The sequence below is a fragment of the Methylovorus sp. MP688 genome, from assembly GCF_000183115.1.
Taxonomy (GTDB): domain Bacteria; phylum Pseudomonadota; class Gammaproteobacteria; order Burkholderiales; family Methylophilaceae; genus Methylovorus; species Methylovorus glucosotrophus.
This window is the reverse complement of sequence record NC_014733.1, coordinates 2428697-2453145: the sequence shown is the minus strand read 5'-3', so window position 1 is coordinate 2453145 and position 24449 is coordinate 2428697. Positions and strand designations below refer to the sequence as shown.

Annotated in this window: 20 protein-coding genes and 1 tRNA gene; 15 read left to right on the top strand and 6 right to left on the bottom strand. The window is 57.0% G+C overall.

Going from position 1 to position 24449, the window contains the following annotated elements; genetic code table 11:
- Positions 1-3: 3 nt before the first annotated feature.
- From aspS to MPQ_RS11665, 11 genes are all read left to right on the top strand, one after another.
- The gene (aspS, locus tag MPQ_RS11710; protein ID WP_015830955.1) at positions 4-1788 is read left to right on the top strand and encodes an aspartate--tRNA ligase; all 1785 of its coding nucleotides are present in this window, start codon (positions 4-6) and stop codon (positions 1786-1788) included.
- 32 nt (positions 1789-1820) lie between these two features.
- On the top strand, positions 1821-1892 hold the full coding sequence (locus MPQ_RS14305) for an SEC-C metal-binding domain-containing protein (protein ID WP_083801086.1): 72 nt from the start codon (positions 1821-1823) through the stop codon (positions 1890-1892).
- Positions 1893-1901: 9 nt separating this feature from the next.
- Positions 1902-2855 carry a lipopolysaccharide assembly protein LapB gene (locus MPQ_RS11705; RefSeq protein WP_013443161.1) on the top strand — a complete coding sequence of 318 codons (954 nt, stop codon included), beginning with the start codon at positions 1902-1904 and terminating at the stop codon, positions 2853-2855.
- Positions 2856-2866: 11 nt separating this feature from the next.
- A complete protein-coding gene (locus MPQ_RS11700) occupies positions 2867-3463 on the top strand; it encodes a 2OG-Fe(II) oxygenase (protein WP_013443160.1) in 597 nt (198 codons plus the stop codon).
- Positions 3464-3486: 23 nt separating this feature from the next.
- Complete coding sequence (locus tag MPQ_RS11695) at positions 3487-4014, top strand: adenine phosphoribosyltransferase (RefSeq protein WP_013443159.1); 528 nt, start codon at positions 3487-3489, stop codon at positions 4012-4014.
- A gap of 79 nt (positions 4015-4093) precedes the next feature.
- The gene (gene nudB, locus MPQ_RS11690; protein WP_013443158.1) at positions 4094-4561 is read left to right on the top strand and encodes a dihydroneopterin triphosphate diphosphatase; all 468 of its coding nucleotides are present in this window, start codon (positions 4094-4096) and stop codon (positions 4559-4561) included.
- 86 nt (positions 4562-4647) lie between these two features.
- On the top strand, positions 4648-5745 hold the full coding sequence (gene nadA / locus MPQ_RS11685; protein WP_013443157.1) for a quinolinate synthase NadA: 1098 nt from the start codon (positions 4648-4650) through the stop codon (positions 5743-5745).
- Positions 5746-5805: 60 nt separating this feature from the next.
- A complete protein-coding gene (locus tag MPQ_RS11680; protein ID WP_013443156.1) occupies positions 5806-6558 on the top strand; it encodes an endonuclease/exonuclease/phosphatase family protein in 753 nt (250 codons plus the stop codon).
- A complete protein-coding gene (clsB, locus tag MPQ_RS11675; RefSeq protein ID WP_013443155.1) occupies positions 6555-7712 on the top strand; it encodes a cardiolipin synthase ClsB in 1158 nt (385 codons plus the stop codon). Before MPQ_RS11680 ends, clsB begins: the two co-directional genes overlap by 4 nt.
- Positions 7713-7806: 94 nt before the next feature.
- A tRNA-Thr gene (locus tag MPQ_RS11670) sits at positions 7807-7882 on the top strand.
- Between the two features lie 352 nt (positions 7883-8234).
- Positions 8235-8666 carry a hypothetical protein gene (locus tag MPQ_RS11665; RefSeq protein WP_041362391.1) on the top strand — a complete coding sequence of 144 codons (432 nt, stop codon included), beginning with the start codon at positions 8235-8237 and terminating at the stop codon, positions 8664-8666.
- Between the two features lie 1117 nt (positions 8667-9783).
- Here the strand turns inward: MPQ_RS11665 and MPQ_RS11655 are convergent.
- Positions 9784-11859, bottom strand: a complete 2076-nt coding sequence (locus tag MPQ_RS11655; RefSeq protein ID WP_148225294.1) for a TonB-dependent receptor — start codon at positions 11857-11859, stop codon at positions 9784-9786.
- 221 nt (positions 11860-12080) lie between these two features.
- Here MPQ_RS11655 and MPQ_RS11650 point away from each other — a divergent pair, with 221 nt between their 5' ends.
- Complete coding sequence (locus tag MPQ_RS11650; protein WP_013443151.1) at positions 12081-12671, top strand: FxDxF family PEP-CTERM protein; 591 nt, start codon at positions 12081-12083, stop codon at positions 12669-12671.
- Positions 12672-12768: 97 nt separating this feature from the next.
- On the opposite strand, the gene MPQ_RS11645 is transcribed toward MPQ_RS11650, so the two are convergent.
- The 4 genes from MPQ_RS11645 to MPQ_RS11630 are packed head-to-tail and all read right to left on the bottom strand — an operon-like array spanning position 12769 to position 17274.
- Positions 12769-14691, bottom strand: coding sequence for a diguanylate cyclase domain-containing protein (locus MPQ_RS11645; RefSeq protein WP_013443150.1), 1923 nt, complete (start codon positions 14689-14691; stop codon positions 12769-12771).
- A gap of 52 nt (positions 14692-14743) precedes the next feature.
- Entirely contained in the window at positions 14744-15520 is a 777-nt protein-coding gene (locus tag MPQ_RS11640) for a phosphatase PAP2 family protein (RefSeq protein ID WP_013443149.1), read from the bottom strand.
- The gene (locus MPQ_RS11635; RefSeq protein WP_013443148.1) at positions 15517-16323 is read right to left on the bottom strand and encodes a metallophosphoesterase; all 807 of its coding nucleotides are present in this window, start codon (positions 16321-16323) and stop codon (positions 15517-15519) included. The genes MPQ_RS11640 and MPQ_RS11635 overlap by 4 nt, the downstream gene beginning before the upstream one ends.
- A 12-nt stretch (positions 16324-16335) precedes the next feature.
- Positions 16336-17274 (bottom strand): diacylglycerol kinase family protein, encoded by a 939-nt coding sequence (locus MPQ_RS11630; RefSeq protein WP_013443147.1) that lies wholly within the window; start codon positions 17272-17274, stop codon positions 16336-16338.
- Between the two features lie 179 nt (positions 17275-17453).
- Between MPQ_RS11630 and MPQ_RS11625 the strand changes: the two genes are divergently transcribed.
- The 3 genes from MPQ_RS11625 (at position 17454) to MPQ_RS11610 (ending at position 23854) form a co-directional block, all read left to right on the top strand.
- The gene (locus MPQ_RS11625) at positions 17454-19709 is read left to right on the top strand and encodes an EAL domain-containing protein (RefSeq protein WP_013443146.1); all 2256 of its coding nucleotides are present in this window, start codon (positions 17454-17456) and stop codon (positions 19707-19709) included.
- Between the two features lie 225 nt (positions 19710-19934).
- A complete protein-coding gene (locus MPQ_RS11615) occupies positions 19935-21977 on the top strand; it encodes a phospholipase D-like domain-containing protein (protein WP_013443144.1) in 2043 nt (680 codons plus the stop codon).
- Entirely contained in the window at positions 21977-23854 is a 1878-nt protein-coding gene (locus MPQ_RS11610; protein WP_013443143.1) for a DUF6396 domain-containing protein, read from the top strand. The genes MPQ_RS11615 and MPQ_RS11610 overlap by 1 nt, the downstream gene beginning before the upstream one ends.
- Before the next feature lie 13 nt (positions 23855-23867).
- Here MPQ_RS11610 and MPQ_RS11605 read toward each other — a convergent pair whose 3' ends face one another.
- The gene (locus MPQ_RS11605) at positions 23868-24443 is read right to left on the bottom strand and encodes an ABC-type transport auxiliary lipoprotein family protein (protein WP_013443142.1); all 576 of its coding nucleotides are present in this window, start codon (positions 24441-24443) and stop codon (positions 23868-23870) included.
- Between the last annotated feature and the right edge of the window lie 6 nt (positions 24444-24449).

Below are 24449 nucleotides of genomic sequence, written 5' to 3'. Positions count from 1 at the left end.
ACTATGCGTACTCATTACTGCGGTCACTTGAACCGCGAACACATTGGCCAGACTGTTACCCTGTGCGGCTGGGCGCATCGCCGCCGTGACCATGGTGGCGTGATCTTCATCGACCTGCGCGACCGCGAAGGCATGGCCCAGATCGTGATCGACCCTGATACGCCGGAAGCTTTCAAGCTGGCCGAAACCGTACGCAGCGAATTTGTGCTGAAGGTGGTGTGCAAGGTGCGCGCCCGTCCTGAAGGCACGGTGAATGCCAATATTCCTACTGGCGAAGTTGAAATGCTGGCGACCGAGATCGAAATTCTCAACCCATCGCTGACGCCACCGTTCATGCTGGACGACGACAACCTGAGCGAAATGGTGCGTCTGGAGCATCGCTATATCGACCTGCGTCGCCCCGCCATGCAGAAAAACATGATGCTGCGCTACCGCGTGGCCAAGACCCTGCGTGACCATCTGGACAGCAACGGCTTTATTGAAGTCGAAACGCCCATGCTGACGCGCTCCACCCCGGAAGGTGCCCGCGATTACCTGGTGCCATCCCGCGTGCATCACGGCCAGTTCTTTGCGCTGCCGCAATCGCCCCAGCTGTTCAAGCAGCTGCTGATGGTGTCGGGCTTTGACCGCTACTTCCAGATCACCAAGTGTTTCCGCGATGAAGACTTGCGTGCGGACCGACAGCCTGAATTCACCCAGGTCGATATCGAGACCTCCTTCCTCGGCGAAGAAGAGATCATGAACATCGTGGAAGACATGATCCGCAAGATGTTCAAGAGCGTGCAGGATATTGATCTGCCAGCGCAGTTCCCCCGCATGCCATTCTCCGAAGCCATGAACAAATACGGCTCCGACAAGCCCGACATGCGCGTCACCCTGGAAATCACCGAGCTGACTGACATCATGAAAGATGTGGATTTCAAGGTGTTCGCCGGTGCTGCCAATATGGTGGGTGGTCGCGTGGCTGCCATGCGCGTGCCAAACGGCGCCGCCATCAGCCGTTCCGAGATCGATGCCTACACCGAGTTCGTCAAGATCTACGGTGCCAAGGGTCTGGCTTACATCAAGATCAACGACATCACCAAGCTCAACGAAGAAGGCCTGCAAAGCCCCATCGTCAAGAACATCCACGTCAACGCGCTGCAAGCCATTATCGACCGCACCGGTGCGCAAAATGGCGACATCGTGTTCTTCGGTGCTGATAAGGCCAAGGTGGTAAACGAAGCCCTGGGCGCCCTGCGCACCAAGGTCGGCCACGAAAAAGGCCATGTTGACGGCCGCGCCTGGGCACCGCTGTGGGTGGTGGATTTCCCCATGTTCGAACACGACGAAGAAGCCGACCGCTGGGTCGCGCTGCACCACCCCTTCACCAGCCCCAAAGATGGTCACGAAGACCTGCTCACCACCAACCCCGGTGCCGCCCTGTCCAAAGCCTACGACATGGTGCTCAACGGCTGGGAAGTCGGCGGCGGTTCCGTGCGTATCCACAAGCAGGAAGTGCAGTCCAAGGTATTCGACGCGCTCAAGATCAGCAAGGAAGAAGCCCAGGAGAAATTCGGCTTCCTGCTCGACGCCCTGCAATATGGTGCCCCACCGCACGGCGGCCTCGCCTTCGGTCTCGACCGCCTGGTCACGCTGATGGCCGGTGCTGAATCCATCCGCGATGTGATTGCCTTCCCCAAGACCCAGCGCGCGCAATGTCTGATGACCAATGCGCCCAACGAAGTCGACGAGAAGCAGTTGCGCGAGCTGCATATCCGCGTGCGGCAACAGAACGCTGCAGCCTGATGTTGCGATTAGCAAAGGCCTGAGAGAGATTGATGTCAGCAGCAAAACCGGGCCGCAACGATCCTTGCGTTTGCGGCAGCGGTAAAAAATACAAACACTGCTAGGCTCAATCCATGGTGAACGAGAACCAGCTGCTAGATCAGGCCTTGCTCTTGCAACAGCGAGGGCAGTTCAAGGAGGCGGAAGCCGTTTTTCGCCAGCTGGTCGGCATGCGTTCGCGCAACCCGGCGGTGTATCTCAACTATGCCAATCTGCATTATGTCTGCGGGCGCTTGCAGCAGGCGATTGCGATGTGCAAGCAGGCGCTGGCCATTCATCCGGATATTGCCGATGCGCATTACAACCTTGCGGTCTTCTATGTAGAGCAGAAGAAGATTAAAGAGGCGGTTGCCAGTCTGCAGGCAGCGATCAAGGTCAATCCGGAATATGCAGAGGCCTATTTTCTGCTGGGAGTGCAGCAAAAAGCTCTGGGTCAGTTAACCGAGGCCATCGCCAGTTTTCGCTATGTGATTGCGAGCAATCCGCAGGTATGGGAGGCGCATTTCAATCTCGCCAATACCCTGGCGCAAGCCGGGCAGTATGCGGCGGCGATTGAATCGTATGAGCGGGTGCTGGCGATGCAGGGTGATCACCTGGAGGCCAGGTTCAATCTCTCGAATGCCTTGCTGAATGCCGGCAAGACGGATGAAGCCATCCAGCGTTTGCAGGCGATTATTGCCGGGCATCCGGATTTTCATACAGCGTATATCAACCTGGGCAACGCCTATCTGGCAAAGCGTCAATATGCCGACGCTATCACAAGCTACCGTACGGCCTTGCAACACATCGCTGATAAACCGGAAATCCTGCTCAACCTGGGCACAGCCCTCAAGGGTAGCGGTGATATTGCGGGTGCCATTGAAACCTATGAGCGTCTGATCAAGGCGCACAAGAATTTCAAGGAAGCTTTTGATAACCTGGGCAACCTCTATTTATCGCAAGGCATGCATGCCAAGGGGCTGGAAACCATACGCAAGGGTTCCGGGTTTATACGATTCAGGCTGGGGAAGGGGTACGCCACGGTATAGGCGTGAATGACATGGAACAACTCAATATTAGCTGTGAGACCAGCCCGCATTTTATCGGTGCCTGGAAGCTGGATGACGTATCCTTGTGCGATGAGCTCATCCGTTTTTTTGAGGAGCATCAGGACAGGCAGCGCCAGGGTGTCACGCTGGAAGGCTTTGATCCGAATATCAAAAACTCGCTGGATATGTCGATTGCTCCGGCAGATATCAATACGCCCAGCCATCGCTGCATCAAGGCGTATATTGCGCAGCTCTATGCCTGCTATACCGCTTACGCCAGGCAGTGGCCTTTTCTGGAGAAGACCTTTCCCGTGCTGGATATTGGCCGATTCAATATCCAGAAATACAATCCGGGCGGCCATTTTGCCCATGTACACAGCGAGCGCACGGATATTGCCTCTTTGCACAGGCTGTTTGCCTTCATGACGTATCTCAATGATGATTTTGAGGATGGCCATACCCACTTCGTGCATCAGCAACTCAGAATCAAACCTGAAAAAGGCAAAACCCTGATCTGGCCAGCCGAGTGGACGCATGCGCATGCTGGCGAAGTGGTGTCGCAGGGTTCCAAATACATCGTCACGGGCTGGTTGCTATTGCCTCATTGAGCTGATTTTTCGCAAAAATATTCATGACCATCAAATCTCTTATCCGTACTATCCCCGATTACCCCAAGCCGGGCATCCAGTTTCGTGATATCACCACGCTGCTGAAAGATGCCGAGGGCTTGCGGCTGACCATAGACCAGTTGGCGGCGCGGTATCGTGAGCAAGCCATAGCCAAGGTGGTAGGCATTGAGTCGCGTGGTTTTATTGTCGGCGCAGCGCTGGCATATCAGCTGGGCGTGGGCTTTGTGCCGGTGCGCAAGCCCGGCAAGCTGCCGGGCGAGGTGCTGGGGCATGACTATGCGCTGGAATATGGCACCGACCGCGTGGAAATTCATACCGATGCGATTGCGCCGGGTGAACGGGTTCTGTTGGTGGATGATCTGATTGCCACGGGTGGCACCGCCGAGGCGGCGGTGATGCTGATACGGCAGCTGGGGGGCGAAGTGACTGAATGTGCGTTTATTGTCGACCTGCCGGATCTGGGTGGGATGAAACGATTGGCCGCGCTAGGCCTCAAAGCTTATGCGCTATGCGAATTTGAGGGTGACTGATTTTGGTGAGAACCAAGTTGCCGCCATTCACCCGCTGGTATAGTGCGACTCCACCTAACTTTTAGCCTGTCACTAGCCCATGTCTTCTTTTAAAATTCCGGTATCGGCCCTGATCGTGATTCATACGCCGGATTTGCAGGTACTGCTGATGGAGCGCGCCGACAAGGCGGGTTACTGGCAATCGGTGACGGGCAGTGTGGAGCGCCTGTCCGATGGCACGCTGGAAGCGCCGTTTGATGCGGCCATACGCGAAGTGGCGGAAGAAACCGGACTGGATGCGCGGCAGTATGCTTTCAGCGACTGGCAGGCATCCAATGTCTACGAAATCTACCCGCACTGGCGTTATCGCTACGCGCCGGGGGTAACGGAGAATACCGAGCATGTGTTTGGCCTTGAGTTGCCTGCCCCCTTGCCGGTGCAGCTCGCGCCGGATGAGCATGTGCGCTATGAATGGGTGGACTGGCGCGAGGCCGCCAAAAAAGTATTTTCATGGACCAATGTCGAAGCCCTGCGCATGCTGGGCGCCCGCCATGGTGAAACATTATAGAGTCAGGTGTTTTTTTGAAATTCGAGCCCCAGGCTCACAATAGGGCGGCAGCCAGATGCTTGCGCCCCAACAGGTAAACGGAAATCATGCAAACAGCCACCATCAAATTTGAACGCTACCAACACGCCGCCGAGGATGATTGCCAGGAACGCATTCTGGCGGCCAAGGCCAAGCTGGGCAAACGCCTGGTGATCCTGGGTCACCATTATCAGCAGGAAAGCGTTTACCGCCATGCCGATTACACCGGTGACTCGCTCAAGCTGTCGCGCTTTGCCGCGCAGACGGATGCGGAGTACATCGTGTTTCTGGGCGTGCATTTCATGGCTGAGGTGGCGGATATTCTGTCGCGCCCCGAGCAGATCGCGATTCTGCCTGACCTGGCGGCTGGCTGCTCCATGGCTGATATGGCCAACCTCGCGAAAGTAGAGCGTTCGCGCCGCGAACTGGCCAAGGTGCTGGATTTTGATGCCACCATTACGCCAGTCACTTACATCAATTCGGCGGCGGACCTCAAAGCTTTTTGCGGCGAGCACGGCGGCATTGTCTGCACCTCGACCAATGCGCCCAAGATTCTGGAATGGGCATTTGCCCAGCGCGAAAAGGTCCTGTTCTTCCCCGATCAGAACCTGGGCCGCTGGAGCGGGTACAAGATGGGTATCCCCCTGGAGCAAATGCCGGTATGGGACCCTGACCAGCCCATGGGCGGCCTCACCGAAGAGCAGATCAAGAATGCCAAGATTCTGCTGTGGAAAGGCCACTGCGCCGTGCACCAGATGTTCCGCGAACAGAACATCACCCGTTTCCGCGCTGAGCATCCAGATGGCTTTGTCATCTCGCACCCCGAGTCACCGTTTGAAGTGTGCCTGAATTCTGACTATGTCGGCTCTACCGAATATATCCTCAAGACCGTCTCCGAAGCGCCTGCGGGCACCAAGTGGCTGGTGGGTACCGAGCTGAATCTGGTGAACCGCCTGGCCGAGCAGATGAAGCCTGAAGGCAAGCTGGTGCAATTCATGTCGCACGTGATCTGCGAGTGCTCGACCATGGCGCGCATAGACCCGCAACATCTGGCCTGGACGCTGGAAAACCTGGCGGATGGCAATGTGGTCAACCGCATCAGCGTGCCGCCACACGAGGCGGAGCTGGCCAAGCTCACGCTGCAACGCATGCTGGATGCCTCATAAGCGAGGAACCTTGATGCCGATTCAGCGTCGCACCTTGCGTGTTCACTCAATCGGGATTCCATGCTGCCCACGCTGCGCGTAGCCACATTCAATATTCACAAAGGGCTGACGAGCTTCAACGCGCGTCTGGCCCTGCACGATCAGCGCGAGATGATCCGCAACCTGCAGGCCGACGTGGTGTTTTTGCAGGAAGTGCAGGACGAGCACCATGGCAACGGCCTGCGTTTCAAGCATTGGCCCGCTGCCGGGCAAACGCATTTTCTGGCAGAAGCCTGCGGCCCCAACTACGCCTATGGCAAAAACGCGGTTTACCCCGGCGGCCATCATGGCAATGCGGTGCTGTCGCGCTTTCCCATCCTGCAATCCACCACCCATGATATTTCTGCGCATGAAATCGAGCAGCGCGGCCTGCTGCATTGTGAAATCGCGATAGAAGGCTGGCCGCAAACCCTGCATTGCATCTGCGTGCATCTTGGGCTGCTGGCGCGCTGGCGCTTCAAGCAGTTTGGCGCCCTGCGCGATTACATTCACGCGGTAATTCCGGAAGATGCGCCGCTGGTAATCGCCGGGGATTTTAACGACTGGCGGCTCTCGGCCGGGCATCAGGTGATGGATGGGCTGAACATGCGCGAAGTATTTGAGCATGCCCATGGCAAACCAGCGCGCAGCTTTCCTTCCATGTTTCCGCTATTCCGGCTGGACCGCATCTATGTGCGCGGTTTCAATATTCATAGCGCGCATGTGCACGGTGGCCCCCGCACTGCACTCACCTCCGACCACGCCGCTCTTTCCGCCGTGCTGGAAAAACGATGAGACCACGCTACAGCCGGGGTAACGACATACGCCTGCTGCGCAATGGCACGGAATATTTCCCCGCCCTGCTGCAAGCGCTGGATAGCGCGCGTTACGAGATTTTTCTCGAAACCTATATCTACGAGATGGACGACATTGGCCAGCAGGTGACCGCATCGCTGATGCATGCGGCCGCCCGCGGCGTGCAGGTGCATCTGCTGCTGGATGGGTATGGCTCGCGGTCTTTCCCGGAAAACACCCGCGAGCAACTGGAGCAGGCGGGCGTGCAGGTGCTGTTTTACCGCCCCAGGATTTCACCGTGGACCTTCAAGCGCAACCGCCTTCGACGCCTGCACCGCAAGCTGGTCACGGTGGATGCGCAAGTCGCTTTTGTCGGCGGCATCAACATCATTGACGACATGGACGTGCCGGGCAACATGGGCCCCCGCATTGATTATGCTGTGCGGGTGCAAGGCCCGCTGCTGCCCGAAATACAGCTGCGCGTGGAGCGCCTCTGGCGGCGCATCGCCTGGATGCACCTGCAAGTGCGCTACGCCTCCACGGTGGATGGCGACACCAAACCGAGCATCACCGGCAACGTACGCGCCGCCTTTGTCATTCGCGATAACGTGCTGCACCGGCGCGATATCGAGCGCATGTACCTGCAAGCCATCGGCCGCGCGCGCGATGACATCATCATCGCCAATGCCTACTTCCTGCCCGGCCGCCGCTTTCGCCGTGCCCTCATCGCCGCCGCCCAGCGCGGCGTGCGCGTGCGCCTGTTGCTACAAGGGCGGCTCGAATACGTCTTTATGACCGCCACCCACGCCATCTATCACCAGCTGCTGGATAGCGGCATCGAGATTTACGAATACCGCAAAAGCTTCATGCACAGCAAAGTCGCTGTGGTCGATAGCAAATGGGCCACCGTCGGCTCCTCCAACATCGACCCATTCAGCCTTCTGCTCGCGCGCGAGGCCAATGTCGTGGTCATGGACAATACCTTTGCCTTAACCCTCAAGCATGATCTGGAGCGGGCGATTCAGGATGGCGCCGTGCAGATACGCCCACAAGAATGGCAGCGCGGTCACTTCATCCGCCGTGGTTTTTCCTGGCTGGTCTTCGGCGCTGTCCGCTTCATCCTCGGCCTCATCGGCTACGGCAATCAGCATTAGGTTTAAGCGTGGGCAATGTCACGCCGCGGTTTGCCCTCGCCGACGCAAGCCCTTATAATTCAAGCCCTGCATTCCTCATGCAGTTCTTTCAAGTGCCGGTGTAGCTCAGTTGGTAGAGCAGCTCATTCGTAATGAGAAGGTCGTAGGTTCGATTCCTATCTCCGGCACCATTTCTCGAATAAAGTAGTGATCCAAAAGCCAGGGTGAGCCGGTAGCTCCCGCGGCGCAAAACCGCTTCCCAAACTAGCCACCTTACGCGGGGAGTTGATATAGCCAGGTGAAGAAAAAGCGCCCATGAGGCGCTTTTTTTATAGCATTAAGGCGGTGCTTGGTGCCGGGAGCGTAGCCCGGCGCGAAGCATCGCCTGAATTTATATTACGGACACAATACAACCAATACACGCTTCATAGAATACAAATCACGCGGCTAAAATTTGGAATTGGCTGATTGGCCTTATTGGTCAATCATTGGGCCCTGGATGGTATGCTGGCACATACAAACCATAACTGAGGCGAAAGCACTATGAAAGTTTGGTCTTCTAGGCTGCTTGCGATTTATACGTTCGCGGCGTTGCTTCCTGCTACAGTGTTCCTTGCTACAGGCTTAATCTTCTTTGTAGGAGCTATTGCAGCCATTTTCGATAACAAATTTATCTTGCTATATGGCGGCATAGATTACGAATTCCTTTATCTCACAATAAGTTATCCCACTGGCCTTTTTGCAATTTGGCAATTTTGGGCGTTCGCCATTGCGACCATCCGAGAAGAGAAAGTGTTGTTCTCTTGGGGGCTACGATTGGCAATTCTCTTTGGATGTATATCGGCTATAGGTGTGATTTTGATTGCTGGTTTGAATGCATTCGTATTTATTGTGCTGCCAGTCTGTGTTCTGTTAGGCTTGCTTATGCGTATCCAATATCGTCGCATCGAACCAGCAATGTCGGTTAACGCATAATATGCAATTCGAGTCCCAACTATATAGGATGTTGTTTGTATTTTTAGTTTTCTCTTTTATTATCATATCGTTGGCTTTTACCTTCCAGCCTGATTGGGCTTACCAACTTCTTAAAAAGACACCTAAACATATTGACGGTATGTTTGGCGGTACTGCTCAGTTTCATTTCGGCTTTACCCTCGTAAACAGTGGCTTGTAGCCGTTTGTTTCATAGCTATCTCCCCCAGTTATTCAATGTTATTCCACCTGTTTTCTCCGGGTTTTCAAAGTCGTTTTTTTATCCTATACAAGATAACGTGCGGTGCGGATTTATATTGCAAAAACAATACAACGCCGCCTTATATTACTTGTCGAACTGACAGATGGATCGAAACTATGCTGACGATGCATCCAATGTAAATTTTTTGACCTGTCCGCTACGTAAGAACAGACTTTATTCACATCATTATAAATTTAATAAAACACATGATGGACACGAGGAGTGCTTGAATATGGACAAGAGAAACGAGAGCTTGCCTGCACGCCATGGGTGGCGGTGGCATATGGTGGTTGCGATTGTATTGCTGCTTGTTCTGGTTTTTATCGTGCTGGGATTCGTATTGGTGATGGACCCGAACTGGGCATATGAACATGCCTAGGGTATTAAATGAAAAAAGCAAAAAGCCCCTTTCGGAGCTTTATTGTTAGAACCACCACAACTTCAGTGTAAACATAATTCCCAACACCACGATCACCAAGGTAATGAGTGTTGAGCCTAACCAGTCTGGATTTTTCTGATTCAAGGCGGTACTTCCTTTTTATAAAGTTAAAAGGAACAGTACGCATGCAATTGAATACTACAAATTTCCTCTAGATCGTAAAGTACGGGATTTAAAAGCCGGTATTTAATGGAGCACTGCAGAGGACAGTAAACTATTTAAAATTTATCAAAACATGAGTAGCGTATCTTCAACAAGATGAAGACCTGTTCAAGATAAACCCATTCAACCGAATAAGATAGATTTATTTTCCCGCTGCCCCGAATCAATGCGCTCAAGCATGCTGCGGTACATCAGTTTTTTGTTGATCTATCTCTAATTAAATTCCAACTTCTTACAGCTTCATCCGCTGGTCATGATCAAAAGTTGTAGGTCAAGGTAAGCCTGGCGGTGCGCGGCTCCACCGGATGAAAGTGCACATCATCCACTCCGGCTAGCGCTTCGCCTTGCAGTCGTGACGCGTAGTAGTAGTCGATATCGCTGTTTTTGCGGTTGAAGAGGTTGAATATATCCAGGGTCAGCCGGGTTTTTGCATCCACTTTATAGCCCACGCGCAGGTAGGCGATGGTGGTGGCGTTGGAGCGCACGCTGTTGTCTTCGATCAAGGGTCTGGGGCCAAAGTAGCGCAGCTGAAAGGCGCCTGACCAGTTACCCAGCCGCGTGACCGTGGCGCCGAGCGAGGCGACCTGATTGATGGCGCCGGGGATGTAGTCACCTGCTGCATCATGCTCGGTGAAGCGGGCGTGGGTGGCGGCGAGGTCCATATCCAGAAGTAACCAATCATTGGCGAGGTAGTGGTTGTTCCATTCCACGCCCACCCGTTTGCTGGCGCGGCTGGCTTCGGTTTCCCCGGCATCGCCGACAAACACCAGCTCGGAGGCGTTATCCAGCCGCCATACGGCGAGTGAGCTTTGCAGGCCGCGGATGACTTCGGTGCGCAGCCCCAGCTCCATGCCGCGCGTATTGACCAGCGGTGTGACGGCGCTGGTGGCGCCGCCGCCATTGGGTAGCTGGGTTTGGGTGGTGCCGCGGGCATCGTTGCTGTGAAAGCCTTTGCCAACATTCACGAAGTATTCGGTATTGGCCCATGGCCCGAAGATCAGCGAGAGTTTGGGCGAGACCACGTCGTCATGCGCGGTGCCGGAGTTGCCCTGAATGCTGCTCTCCACATCAAAGGCATAGCTGTCATAGCGCACGCCGGCCACGCTGCGAAATTTGGGCAGCCATTGCGTAGTGTTTTCGGCGAAAAGGCCGATGCTGGCTTCTTTCACCTGATCTTCGCGGATGGTGGCAAGCCGTTGCCGCGCCACGGTGTTGTAGAGCCCAACCGGGGAGAGGCGGTCGTAACGCGTCTGCATGCCCAGCTTGTTTTGCACATCCAGCCCCGCCCAAGTGCTGAACCAGGTCTGGCTGACATTAAGCCCCGCCATGCGCCGCTGCTCGCGCTGGTTAAACTGGTCGCCATTCACCGGGTCATTCAAAAAGTAAGAGAAGTCGCTGTAGAGGTCGAGGCTGGATTGCACCATGTAGGCATTCACCTCAAACGCGCCTTGCTGGTTGCGCCGGTGCAAGCCGTAAGACAGGCTGTAGCGGGAAGACTCGCCGCCATCGGTGGTGTCTATTGCACCATAGCGGCTGATCAGGCCGGACGAGACGGCGCGCGCGGGTATCTGGTCGGTGGCATTCCAGTGATTGTGGTAAGCCATCGCCGTGACGTTGAATCCATTGGCGGCATCGCCTTCGCTGTAGCGCAGCACGCCATTCACCTTGCGCAGGCTTTCCGGGCTATCCCACGGGCCATCGTTGCGGTTGATTTCCAGACCATACAGCAGCTGCCCCCGGCCTGCCGCCATGGAGTTCGCCAGCAGGTAACGCCGGTAGGCATTTTCCCCAATCGACATCGAGGCCACGCCCTGCGGCAAGGTATTGGCCAGCTGCAAATGCGCCGCTCCGGCAGATGAAAAATCCCCTTCTTCAGCGTAATACGGGCCCTTGCGATAGTGAATGCGCTCGACCAGTTCGGGAATCAGAAAATTGAGATCGGTATAGCCCTGACCATGCGCGTGCGAGCGCATGTTGACCGGCATCTCGTCTACATAGGTGGCAAAGTCGGTGCCATGGTCCAGATTGAATCCGCGCAGATAATACTGGTTGGCCTTGCCATCGCCGCTGTGCTGGCTGACGATCATGCCGGGCACAAACTCCAGTATCTCGCCGGTGCGCAGGGTAGGGCGGTTGGCGATCAATGTCGACGTCACGCTGCCTTCACTGGCGGCATCCGAGGTGCCGATGGCGTTGTCGTAATGACTGGTGACGCTGACCGGGCTTAGTGTCAGCGCTTCACTGCCATACGCCGACATCGCGCTTGCCAGCGTCAGGCCGATGGTCCATATGCGACCCCATGAGGGGGCCACATATTCAGGGGGAAATGACATGCGTGAATTATTTAGATAGACACAGGCAAATTCAACCACAAAGCGTCCAGATATTTTATAAGCATGATGACGTATGCCTGCATGCCGCCCTGGCAAATATGAGGAGCACCAAGCAGGCGACTAGTACCAAAGTACTATTGTGCGATAAATCCCAAGCTCTACAATGGCGCCAGCATCAAGCAATACTACAAAAACAGATTAGCCAACTATGGGGAAGCCAAATGTTCAATAATTTTTTCAAGGGCCTGATTGCCAGCCTGGCCCTGCTGGCAAGTGTGGCCGCCAACGCCGCAACTGACACTTACGGTACGCTGTTGTCGGGTTCATTCACGCCTTCAAGTTCGTTCGCCACCTTGACTTACAGCAATGTTGGTAACGTCTATACCTTCACTTTGACTGCCAATGATCTCAATACCCTGTTCACTAACGATGCGTTTATCGGTGCCGTGGCTGTAGATTCTGCGGTAACGCCAACCGTATCGAATGTATCAGGCGATGCGCCAGTATCTATTGCTGCTGGCGGTGGTCCTGGTGGTGGTTTTGATTTCCGCTTTGATCTGACAGGTCCCAAGAAGGCACGTTTGACTGATGGTGAAAGCGTTACCTGGACGGCTACCTTTGCTAGCGCCGTTGAGCTGAGCGCCTCCTCGTTTGCGCTGCATGTGCAAGGCTTGACCAATGCACAAGGTGGTAGCGCCTGGTACACCGCCAGCACACCTACTGTTTCTGCTGTGCCTGAGGCTGACACCTACGCCATGATGGCGCTGGGTCTGGGCCTGATGGGCTTTGTTGCCCGTCGCCGTCGCGCCTGAGATTGCTGGTAATATGAAAAAGCCCCGCTCGCGGGGCTTTTTTTATGGGCTCACATACGTGGAGTCAGGTTAGCGGTAGGCGCTGAAGCTGGCGCGGTCATGCAGAGATGCGTATCTGGTTCTTGCCGCTGCGTTTGGCCTCGTACATGGCATTGTCGGCCTCTTTCAGCAGCATATCTGGTTGCACATGGCTATTCGGCGCGTAGTAGGCAAGGCCCAGGCTACAGCTGATCTGACGTGGCTCGCCGCCCAACATCACAGGGTCGCGCAGCAGGGTCAGGATTTTCTGGGCCACGCCTTCTGCGTGCTGCTTTTCCGGCATGTTTTCCAGCAGCACCACAAACTCATCTCCCGCAAAGCGGGCGACGGTATCGGTTTGCCGCGTGGCGCTGTTCAAGCGATTGGCGATTTCGCGCAGCAGCATATCGCCAGCGTCGTGGCCCAGCTCGTCGTTGATCTGCTTGAAACCATCCAGATCAATAAACATCAAGGCCATCCACTGCTGCGTGCGGTCGGCGCGGGCCAGCGCCAGCGGCAGGGCTTCGGTAAAGGCGCGGCGGTTGGGCAAGCCGGTCAGCACATCGTGCTTGGCTTCTTTTTCCAGCAGGCTTTGCAGGTGTTTGCGTTCGCTGATATCGGTGAGAAAGGCGCTGAAGATGTGCTTGCCATGCACCTCGATTTTGCTGATGCGCACCTCGACGGGAACGATATGCCCATCCTTGTGTTTGGCTTCCAGCTCCAGCCGCTTGCCAAGCACCAGGGCCTCGCCGGTGTCCATATGGCGCTGCATGCCATTGAGGTGGGCTTGCTGCATATGGGGCGGGATGATGACCTGATCCAGGCGCTGGCCGATGGCTTCACGCGCCGACCAGCCAAAGGTGATTTCGGCCTGGCGGTTCCAGGCGGTGATGATGCCGGATTGATTGATGCTGACATAGGCGTCGTTGGCATTTTCGATCACCATGCTGATTTCCAGCTCGCGTTCCTTCAGCTCCTGCGCGGCCAGCGTTTGCTTGGCCATGGCAAATGACAGCATTTCATTGCTCTTATTGAGCTCAAAGGTGCGCTGGGCCACCCGGTTTTCCAGCTCATGCTGCAGCTCGTTGAGCGCCTGCTCGGCGACTTTTCTGTCGTGTATGTCTTTGACAATCGAAACAAAATACTCGAGCTCGCCACGTGTATTGATCTGCTTGGTGACGCTGAGGCTGGCCCAGCGTAGCTCGCCATCCTTGCGGATATACCGCTTTTCGATCTTGTAACGGTCTATCTTGTCTTCGGCCAATTGCTTAAGCAGATCCAGGTCGGCTGGCAGATCATCAGGGTAGGTGATGTCCCTGAAGCTCAGCAAATGCAGTTCATCCTGGCGATAGCCCAAAAACCGGCATAGCTCCTCATTCACACTCAGCCAGCCGCCATCGGGGGCGACCAGCGCAATGCCAATCGCCGCTTTTTCAAAGATGGTGCGGAAGCGCGCCTCGCTGGCATGCAGCACGGTTTGCGACAGTTTGAGGTGCGATTCAGTCAGTGCCAGCGCTTCGCGCAAGCGGATTTCCTTGCTGACCAGGTCGGCAAGGCAGGTCAATATTTCCAGCTCGTGTTTGCTCAGCTCTCTGGGCTGGGCATCGATGGCGCACAGGGTGCCAAGAGCATAGCCCGCCGTGGTGCGTATGGGGATGCCTGCATAGAAGCGTATATTCGGAAATTGCAGCACCATGGGATTGTCGGCAAACCGCTCATCCAGCAGGGCATCATTCACCACCATGGGCTTGGTCTGCAAGATGGCATGGGCGCAAAAAGCGACGTCACGGGGCGACTCTTCCGCCTCGACTCCAATGCGGGATTTGAACCATTGCCTGTCCGTATCCACCAGCGAAATCAGGGCGATGGGAACATTCAGGGTCAGGGCAACCAGTTGCGTGATTCTGTCGAATACGGGCTCGGGGTCTGTATCCAGCAGCCCGAGCGCATGCAGCATGGCGATGCGTTCTGCTTCATCTGGCGGCAAGGTGGCTGATTTCATATGGCTTTCTTACGCATCAATAACCGCAGCATAGGGGGATTGATGCGTGCATTCAACCCTTATCCGGGGAGGGTTGATGCGGTGACGGGTGAGATCGGGCGTATTCCATCACCGCAATACAGAAGGTGAGCCAGAGCAAACCCGACATCAAGCCTGCCAGCACATCGCTGGCATAGTGGTAATGCAGGAACACCCGGCTGGTGGCGATTGTGAAGGCAATCGAACTGCCCAGCAGCAGCGCGGGCAGGTGATAGCGGGGCGGCAGCAGGCGCAGCACCAGGTAAGCCAGCAATCCATAGGCCACCAGCGACCCCGAGCTGTGCCCACTGGGGAAGCTCCAGCTATCGAGAGGTTCACTATAGGGGTTGATCGGCCGCAACCGTTCGAAAATATCTTTCAGGCTCACATTCAGTATGCTGTTGCCGCCTATGGCCAGCAGGCTGCCAAACGCCAGCGTGTATTGCCGCAACAAGAGCATGAGGAGCACCGTTAGCACGCAGATGATGGTGAGCGTGGAGGTATTGCCCAAATGGGTGACCACGTGGAAATACAGCATGACGTAAGGGCTGGCGTATTGCCGCACCGTCTCGCTGAATTCGGCGTCCAATTGCTCCAGATTGCCGGTTTGCAGCAGATAGGCAATCCAGCTAAACATGGAGCCTGCCAGCGCCATGACGATCAGGCTGGTGGTGAGCCAGCGATTTTCGCCATCGGCGCTCGCCAAATGTCTGCGATAGGCCAAGGTCACGATTATCCAGATCGCCACCAGCGCCACTGCATAATATTCAGCGGCGTGGGTGGCAATGTGTATCCACCACGGTGTGCTCATGCCGCCTCCAGTGTCAGTGCCTCGGCAGAGACTTGCACAAACTGCTGCTGCGCTGCCGTGTAATCCCAGCGCTCCACCATGCAGGGCGTTTGTCGCGCCTGGTAGCGAATCAGATTGATGGAATTGCCCGCATTGCGGCGGATGCGGGTGGATACCGCGGTGCCAGCCTGCACCGCCCAGATGCGGTGGCGGATGTCCGGCCGTTTTTCGTGTAGCGCCATCACGAATGGCAGGTGGATGTGCCCGCCCAGGATGAGGTCGGCGCCGGCTTCTGCCCAAGCGCGGACGGCGGCCTGATAGCCATGCAGCAGGTTGCTTTCATCGCGCACTTCGGTCACGTATACCGGCTGATGCGTAATCACCAGCCGCAGTTGCTGCGGGCTGGCTTGCTGCAATTGCTCGCATACCCGCTTGATCTGCGCAGGGGAGACCTCGCCGTCTTCATGCCGATAAGCCCGGGTAGTGTTGACGGTAATGGCCAGCGTTTTGTCATCGCGATATACCGGCTCAAGCTCCTGACCAAAGGCATGGCGATGGCGGCGATAGGGCGCCAGCACGCGTGCCAGCAGGTTGAACAGCGGGATGTCATGGTTGCCGGGAATCACCAGCCGGTGCGGAATGTTCAGGCTGTCGACAAAGGCGCGGGCATGCTTGAACTGGCTGCGCCTCGCGCGCTGCGTGATATCCCCGGAAAGGATCAGCAGATGCGGCGCCTGCTGCCACAACAAGCTCTGCAGCGCCTGCATCACGGCGGGCTGTTCGGTGCCGAAGTGCGGGTCGGAAAGATGGGCGATCAAGGTCATGGTTCCCGGGGCTCAGGCAGGCTCGTCGAGTTTGATCAATTGCAGCGGACGCGGCGCCACCTGAAACTGCAAGGGCGATTTGAGTCGCACGATTTCGCCATCGGTCGCCACCTTGATGCGGCGGCGCGGAAACGAAAACTGGCGTATGCCCATGCTGGAAAAACTGAAGCTGACAATATTCTCGGCTTCGCCCAGGCGCCCCAGCGCGCCTTTCAGCATGAGGCCCAGCATCGCCAGCTTGCTGGTGGGCTTCAGCATGATGGCGGCCAACTCGCCCGACGCCAGCGCATCGGTCAATGGAATGCCAATTTGCTCAAGTTGTAGCTGATTGTTGCCGACAAAGAGAGTAGGCGTACGCAATTTGCGCGAGACGCCTTTGGTGTTCATCTCGATCTTGAGTACGCGGTGCTGGCGCAGCAAAGTGAAAAAACCCGCGATCAGGGCTACCACGCGGCTACGGCCATATTGGCGCTTGAATTGTTCGCGGGCTTGCAACAGCTGGGGGTAAAGCCCCACGCTGGCATTCACCAGAAATAACTTGTCATTCACCAGGCCGATCTGCACCGGCTGCAGGCGGCCAGCGAGCAATACCTGCGTGGCTTCGGCCGTGTCTTCGGGAATATGGTGGGTGCGGCCAAAGTAATTGAAGGTACCCTGCGGCAGGATGCCCATGGGGCAATCGCGTTGCCAGGCCTCCTGCACGATGGCATTGATGGCGCCATCGCCCCCGGCGGCCACGACAATGCCGCCCTGCTGCATGGCGGTAGCGACCGTTTCGCGAGCAATGCGGCTCAGGTCTTGCGGCTGGGCCACCTCGATGATGGTGCACTGGCGGCCTGCTTCATCCATGATGCGCTGGATGGTGTTCCGGACTTCGTTGCAGTCGTGTCGGCCGGAGCCGGCATTGAGAATCACAAAGAACGGGGCGTGCTGTGGTGTGCTTGTCGACATGGTATCCAGTGAGGTGATTGTTCTAGTTGAAAACTGGCGTACGAAGGTAAGGTTGCTAATTATATTAGATGTGATGGAAAAGCTTGCCCATAGTTCCTGATGTTTATGTTCATCAGAGCCGCGTGCATAAGAAAACGTGTATAACGCCTTTACGGCAATCAAAAAAACAGGGAACCGCGATGGACGTCATAACCAGTTTTTTCAGTACCGATGGCTTTATGCCGCATGGCCATTGTTATCTGTGGCAGCCGCCTTTGCTGTGGACCTACATCATCTCCGATCTCATGATTGCTGTCGCCTATTATTCCATCCCCATGGCGCTGGTGTATTTCGTTCGCAAGCGTCCCGATCTCCAGTTCAACTGGATTTTTGTGATGTTTTCCATCTTCATTTTTGCCTGCGGAACTACCCATCTGCTCTCGCTCTGGACCATCTGGAATCCGGATTACTGGGCCGATGCCTCAATGAAAGCCGTGACCGGGGTTGCTTCACTGGTGACAGCCATCATGCTGTGGCGGCTCATGCCGCAAGCCTTGCGTATTCCCAGCACCCGCCAGCTGGAAGAGACGGTAGAGCGGCTGGAGCATGAAGTGGAAGAACGTGAGCTGGCCGAACGCTCGCTGGCAGCTTTCAATGACACTCTGGAAACCCTGGTGCAGCAACGTACCGCCGAGCTGGAGGAAATCAACCGCCTGCTCAAGCTGGAAATTGATCTGCGGCGCGAAGCCGAGCAAACCCTCTACGCCGAGAAGCAGCGCGCCGTGGTTACCTTGCAATCCATCGGCGATGGTGTGATCACCACCGACAAGCAGTCGCGGGTGAATTATCTCAACCCGGTGGCGGAGCGCATGACCGGCTGGAGCAACGCCGAGGCGCAGGGCAAGCCCTTGCTGGAAGTGTTCCGCATTGTGAATGAAAGCTCGCGCAAGCTGGTACCCAACCCGGTGGACGTGGTGCTGCAGCATGGTGAAATTTACGGGCTGGCCAACCACACCGCGCTGATTGGCCGCCACGGCAACGAATATGCCATTGAAGATTCCGCCGCGCCCATCCGCGATCAGGATGGCAATGTGCTGGGCGTGGTGCTGGTGTTCCACGATGTGAGCGAAGCCCGCAATATGGCCAACAAGATGACCTATCTGGCCGAGCATGATTACCTCACCGGCCTGCCCAATCGCCTGTTGCTGAATGACCGCCTTAATCAGGCGCTGACCATCGCCCGGCGTGACCAGGAATTCATCGCCCTCATGTTCCTGGATCTCGACCACTTCAAGAATATCAACGATAGCCTGGGCCACGAAGTAGGCGACCAGCTGCTGAAAATGGTGGCACGCCGCCTGGAAAGCTGCCTGCGCGCCAGCGATACCATCAGCCGCCAGGGCGGCGATGAGTTCATGATTCTGCTGCCTGAGCTGACCAATTATTTCTCACCCGCCGAGGTCGCCGAAAAACTGCTGGCGGCGGCCACCGTGCCTTATGAAATCGGGGCGCACGAAATCACCGTCTCCGCCAGTATCGGCATTGCCGTATTCCCAGACGATGGCGAAAACGGCGAGCTTTTGACCAAAAATGCCGATGCCGCCATGTACCACGCCAAATCGCTGGGGCGCAATAATTACCAGTTCTTCACCCGCGCCATGAACGAGCGCGTGATGGAGATTGCCGAGCTCGAAAGCAAGCTGCGTCGTGCCGTGGAGCGTAATGAGTTTGTGCTGTATTACCAGCCCAAGATCGATATACGCACCGGGCAGGTGGTGGGGGCCGAAGCCCTGATCCGCTGGCAACACCCCAGCTGGGGCCTGGTGGCACCGGATCGCTTTATCCCGATTGCCGAAGACAGCGGCCTGATCCGGCCGATAGGCCTGTGGGTCATGCGCGAAGCCTGTCGACAGAATCAGGAGTGGCAAGCCGCGGGCTTGGCGCGCATTCCCGTGGCGGTCAATCTTTCCACCGTGCAACTGCGCCAGCACAACTTCCTGCAAGAGGTGAGCGAGATTCTGCTGATGAGTGGGCTGGAGCCGGATTACCTGGAACTGGAAGTCACTGAAAGCGTGGCCATCCATGCCGAAACCGAAGTCATCAACTGGCTGCACAAGCTAAGAAGTATGGGCGTGAAACTGGCGCTGGACGATTTTGGCACCGGCTACTCCAGTCTTTCCTACCTCAAGCGCCTGCCGATCAACAACGTCAAGATCGACAAAAGCTTCATCCGCGATATCGAGACCGATCCCGACGATGCCACCATCATTACCGCCATTATCCGCATGTCGCACGGCCTGCGCCTGAACGTGATCGCCGAAGGCGTGGAGAATATCAACCAGCTCGAATTCCTCAAGAAAGAAGGCTGCGACCAGATGCAAGGCTTTATCGCCAGCCGTCCGGTACCGGCTGACGAATTTGCCTTGTTGCTGCAGAACTGGCCAACGCCTATTTAAACGCCACTTTGTCCTGATCGCCCCATTGCGCGCGTCCCTCTGGCGCGCGCAATAAAGCATTCCACACCCCATTGCCACCAAGCCCTTTGGGGCAATGCCCTTTTATAAAAATCCTGTGCATCATCGACACCCACATGGCAAGGCATGCTGGGTGTTGCGGGATATGTCTCCTATCCGTCAGCAGCATGGTTTGCCCGCCGATAATCCTCAAGGAGCTCACCGACCATGAAACCCCACGACCCCTATAAGACGCACAACCGGGTTACTGCACCGCTGGACAAGGAAACATGTGAAGTGACGGCCAGCTTTCAATGGCTACTGGAAAAAAGCCGCTCGCATCCGATTACCGAGGGCAACCGGATCGAAACCCTGATCTGTGGGCAAGAGGGGTTTGGGCGGATTGCACAGGATATCGAACATGCACGGGGGAGCCTGTGCATCGTCTGCTGGGGATTTGACCCGGGCATGGCCCTGGTGCGCGGCGAGGGTCAGGCAAATTATCCTTGGGCAAACGGTCTTCCTTATGGCGAGCTGCTAAGGCGCAAAGCCGCAGAGGGCGTGCAGGTTCGCTTGCTGGTCTGGTACAACGGCAGCGGCTCTTCGGTGCAGAACAACCTGGTAGGCTATGTTGCCACTGACAATACCCCGCCCGGCGGTACGCTGACATCGACCTGGGATGAGCGCAACCCTAACGCAAAAACGCCCAAGCCTCTCGCTGACGTCCGTCAGGATTACTGCATCCACTGGTGGCGCGATGCCACCCATGGCCGCATCCCCAACCTGACCGTGCGCTGCCGGGATGGTGTCGTCGACAAGGTGCAAGCCAGCGTGAAGGATGAGCCCATCAAGCCCAGCCAACAAGGGGGGGCGGTTTTGGGCCTATTTGACGAGCAAACCCTGATCGAAGAGTACGCGACCCACCACCAGAAACCCATCCTCATCGACTATGACCATGCCGATGGAGAGCATGCGGTGGGTTATGTCATGGGGCTTAACAGCGTCACTGACTACTGGGACGACGCCCAGCACCTGTTTGACAGCCACTTGCGGGAACAGGACTTCAGCACCCAGGCCGAACTGAAGGCGGCGGAGGAAAAGGGCATCCGCACCGATGCCATCGTGCAGGCGGCGCTCAAGGCGGGTCAGCCCATCAGCCGCAAACCCTTTCAGGATTATGCCTGCCGCATTCATGGGCCCGCCTTGCAGGATGTCTGGATCAACTTTGCCCGCGCCTGGAACCGGGCGACGGCCTTGCTACCGCTGACGGTTCCCTTCCAGCGCAACCGCCCCCCTGCGCCGAAACAGCCCGCCCCCTTGAATGCAGCGCTCAACCCCTCCCGCCTCAGCCAGCCCGTTGAGACCAGCGCCGCCAGCCATGTTGCCCGCTTGCAAATCCTGCGCACGCAGCCAGAAGAAGCCTATCAGGGAGAAAAGAACACCGCATACGACCAGAGCATCAAGCTGGCGTACATGCATGCTGCGAGCAATGCGCGGCGCTACATCTATATCGAAAACCAGTATTTCTTTTACGAACCGTGGGCCGAACAGCTGAAGACCCAGCGCCAAAGCTATCTGCAAGCCCATCAGGATGTGAAAAACCCGTGCGAGAACGTAGGGCTCCTGCATTTGATGGTGGTCATCCCCCAACCAGAAAACGCCGGCATGGTGCCGCGCACCTACGACACCATCAAGGCCCTGGGCCATGGTGACGCCATGCCTGGGCAGCAGGCGGCGGTTACCACGCCCGTCAAGTCATCGTTTCTGAAAACCAGTGAACGCGATATTGCCGCCCATGCGGCGCAGGTCAAGACCCCCACGCTGGACAAGGAAGGCATCCTGATCCAGGACGGCAAAAGCCTGCGCATGAAAGTCCTGATCGCCAAAATGGCCACCGCCAATCCGCCGGGTGGCAAGCTGGGCAGCAGTCGCGATATCTACATCCACAGCAAACTGATGCTGGTCGATGACAACTTCATGACCCTGGGCAGTGCCAACCTCAACCTGCGCTCCATGGCCGCCGATAGCGAGATCAATGTGGCCACCGACAGCATTCCGCACAACCGCGAACTGCGCAAACGCATCTGGAGCCTGCAGACCGGCGGCCTGTACGACGGCGGCAACGCCTATTCCGACAGCATGGACGATACCTTCGAAAACTGGACAAAATTGGCGAAAGCGAATGCGGTAGCGATCATCAAAAAGCAAAGGTTTGAAGGTTTCCTCGTCGCCTTCAAGGACGAGCGCGTGGCCAAGGACAGGGTGGGTTGATGATGCATACCCGCTTCCCTCACTCCCGCCTTGCCAAGGCCACGACCATTACCCTGTTGCTGGCGCTGTTCGTCGGTAGCATTTTCTTGATACTTCACTTTTATCCCATCATGCCCACACCCCAAGCCTACGCACAGCCGTTTACCGCCCAATCCGACCTGGCCCTGCTCAGCGAGCCGGAGGTGCTGCCACGCAATATCAACCTGCTGGCCTTCGACCCCCACCGCGACAGCAACCAGTTCACCTGCCGCCATGCCGCCGACCATGCGCCAGCCCTCAATACCAAAGCGCAAGCCCTGCACGAGCAGGCCATGACGCTCACCAGCGGCCTCTTGTGGCCCGAAGAGCAGAACTGGCCCGCCGCCATGAAGCTCTGGCAACAGGCAGCCAGCATGGGCCATTGGAAAGCCGCGCTGATGTGGCTGCAGAATGCCCGGACGGGTGTGGGCATCAACAGCAGCAAAGGCGCGTTTTATGTACCGCCCGCCCCGCCGGAAACTGTGCTGAAAGGCACCGAAGACCTGATGCGGCAAGGGGTAGCCGACGCCTTCTTCTGGATGGGCGATTACCACCTCAATGGCTACGGACTGAAGAGAGGCGATGCCGACCGCGCCTGGGCCTTCTGGCAGCTGGCCGCCGACATGGGCAGTGCCAAGGCGCAGACCAAGATAGCCAGCGTACTGGGGTTGGGCAGCCGCGACATGGAAACGCAACCCGACTTCAGAGGGCAGTGGGCAAATGAACCGCTTATGTTCAAGCTGCTGGAATGCGCCCATGCCCAAGGCTACGGCCCCGCCAGCATAGAGCTGGGCCGTTGGCTGGACTTGGAAGCGCAATGGGGCCAAGCCGTCAACGGCGACGCCGACGCTCAATTCCGCCGTGCCCTGCAAGTGCTGCATGATGGCGTCAAGGTTGGCAGCGAAGAGGCGGCCAACTATCTGTTTTCCTCCTTTGATAATGGAGACGCCCTGGTGCAGTACGCCAAAGACCCCGCGCGCGCCCGCCGGTACAAAACGCTGGCCGATGCCCTCTACAACGACTCCGACCGCCGCTTCCCCAATCTGGACAAAGTCCTGCCCCTGCCGCCTGCCAAGCTGCCGCAGTGGGATAGCAACCCCAAAACTCTGATCGATGCAGCCCAGGGCGTGCGCGTCACCCCCAAGCCCGTCAGCCTGCCCGCGCATAAAGCCCACGGCCGTGCCCATGTGCCGGACGGCCATGCCATTTTCATGCCGCCCAACTTCACCCCCACGCCCTTTGCCGGGTTCAAAAGCATACTGTCGGCACCCGGGGTGCGTACAGGGATTGCCCATGCGCCACGCTCTGGCTATTACCAGGCCAGCAGTGTGTTTGACCATGTGCTTGGCCCCCAGGAGTATGGAGTGGAAGCCTATGCCCGCCAGCAGGCCATCACCGGCTTGGCGCCTTTGTTTTATGAAGCAGGCGAACCCATGCGGCTGACACGGCAAGTGACAGAAGATTTCTGGTTTGAAGACGATAGCGGCCATGCTGGCATCGTCTGGCTGTTTGTGGGCGAGGCAAAAAAGCAATACGTGCCCACCGACTGGCTGGCGAAGCGCGGCACGGTGCTGCCGATAGCCAGTGCCACCGGGACGTTTTGTGGGGAGGGTGAGGTTTGCCCCCAGAGTGGTATCTGGCAACCGGTGGTCACGGTGAAAGACCATGCGCTATACAAACGCTTTAACTCGGGATTTAGCAGCGAGGGCTGGCGCCATCAAGCCTTTGTGGTGCAAGGCGAGCCTTTGCCATCGCTCACTGCCAAGTTGGGCTTGCCTTTGGAAACACCAGATCAAGCCATCCGCTGGCGGCTGATGTGGGCGTGTGAGCGCGGGTTTGATTTGCCGGAAAAGGCGTAAGCAAGCCAACAGTTTAGTTGCAGACGGCTTGGCTCTCGGCCCAGGTCAGGGCTTCCGTCAGCAACTGGTCGCTGGCCTTGCTCAGGGCGGCAACTCCGCCAGCGGCGTCGGCCGTGGGGGCGGGGCTGCTAGCTTGAAATGTGCGGCTTGCCACGATCTGGCGCGATTTCTTTTGCTGCAGGCTGGCGCTGATCTGCACCAGCCCGTGGCTTGCGGTTGGGCTGTCAAATACCTGATCAAAACTATCCAGTGAGAGTGTCAGCAGACAGCCGTTGCTGGTCGCGGCGGGCGCTTGCCGGGTGCGCAGTTTTTGCGTCAGCAGTTCTGCGGGCGGTGCGGTCCAGCGGCTGTCGGCATAGTAGGCCACCTGCTGGGCATTCTGGTAGGCCAGCCGGTAGCGTATGCGCTTGTTGTTGAGGGCGTCCCCGCTGCGTATGTTTTCAATGCTGGTCTGGGTGGCGATGCGTTCGCCGGGTTCGCCCAGGCCAAAGTCAAAGGTCTGCGGGCCGCTTTGTGGCTTGTTGCCATTGAGGCTGAGGCAGGCGCTGAGGCTGCCCGCCAGTATCAGTAATGTGATCCATCGTTGCATGTCAGT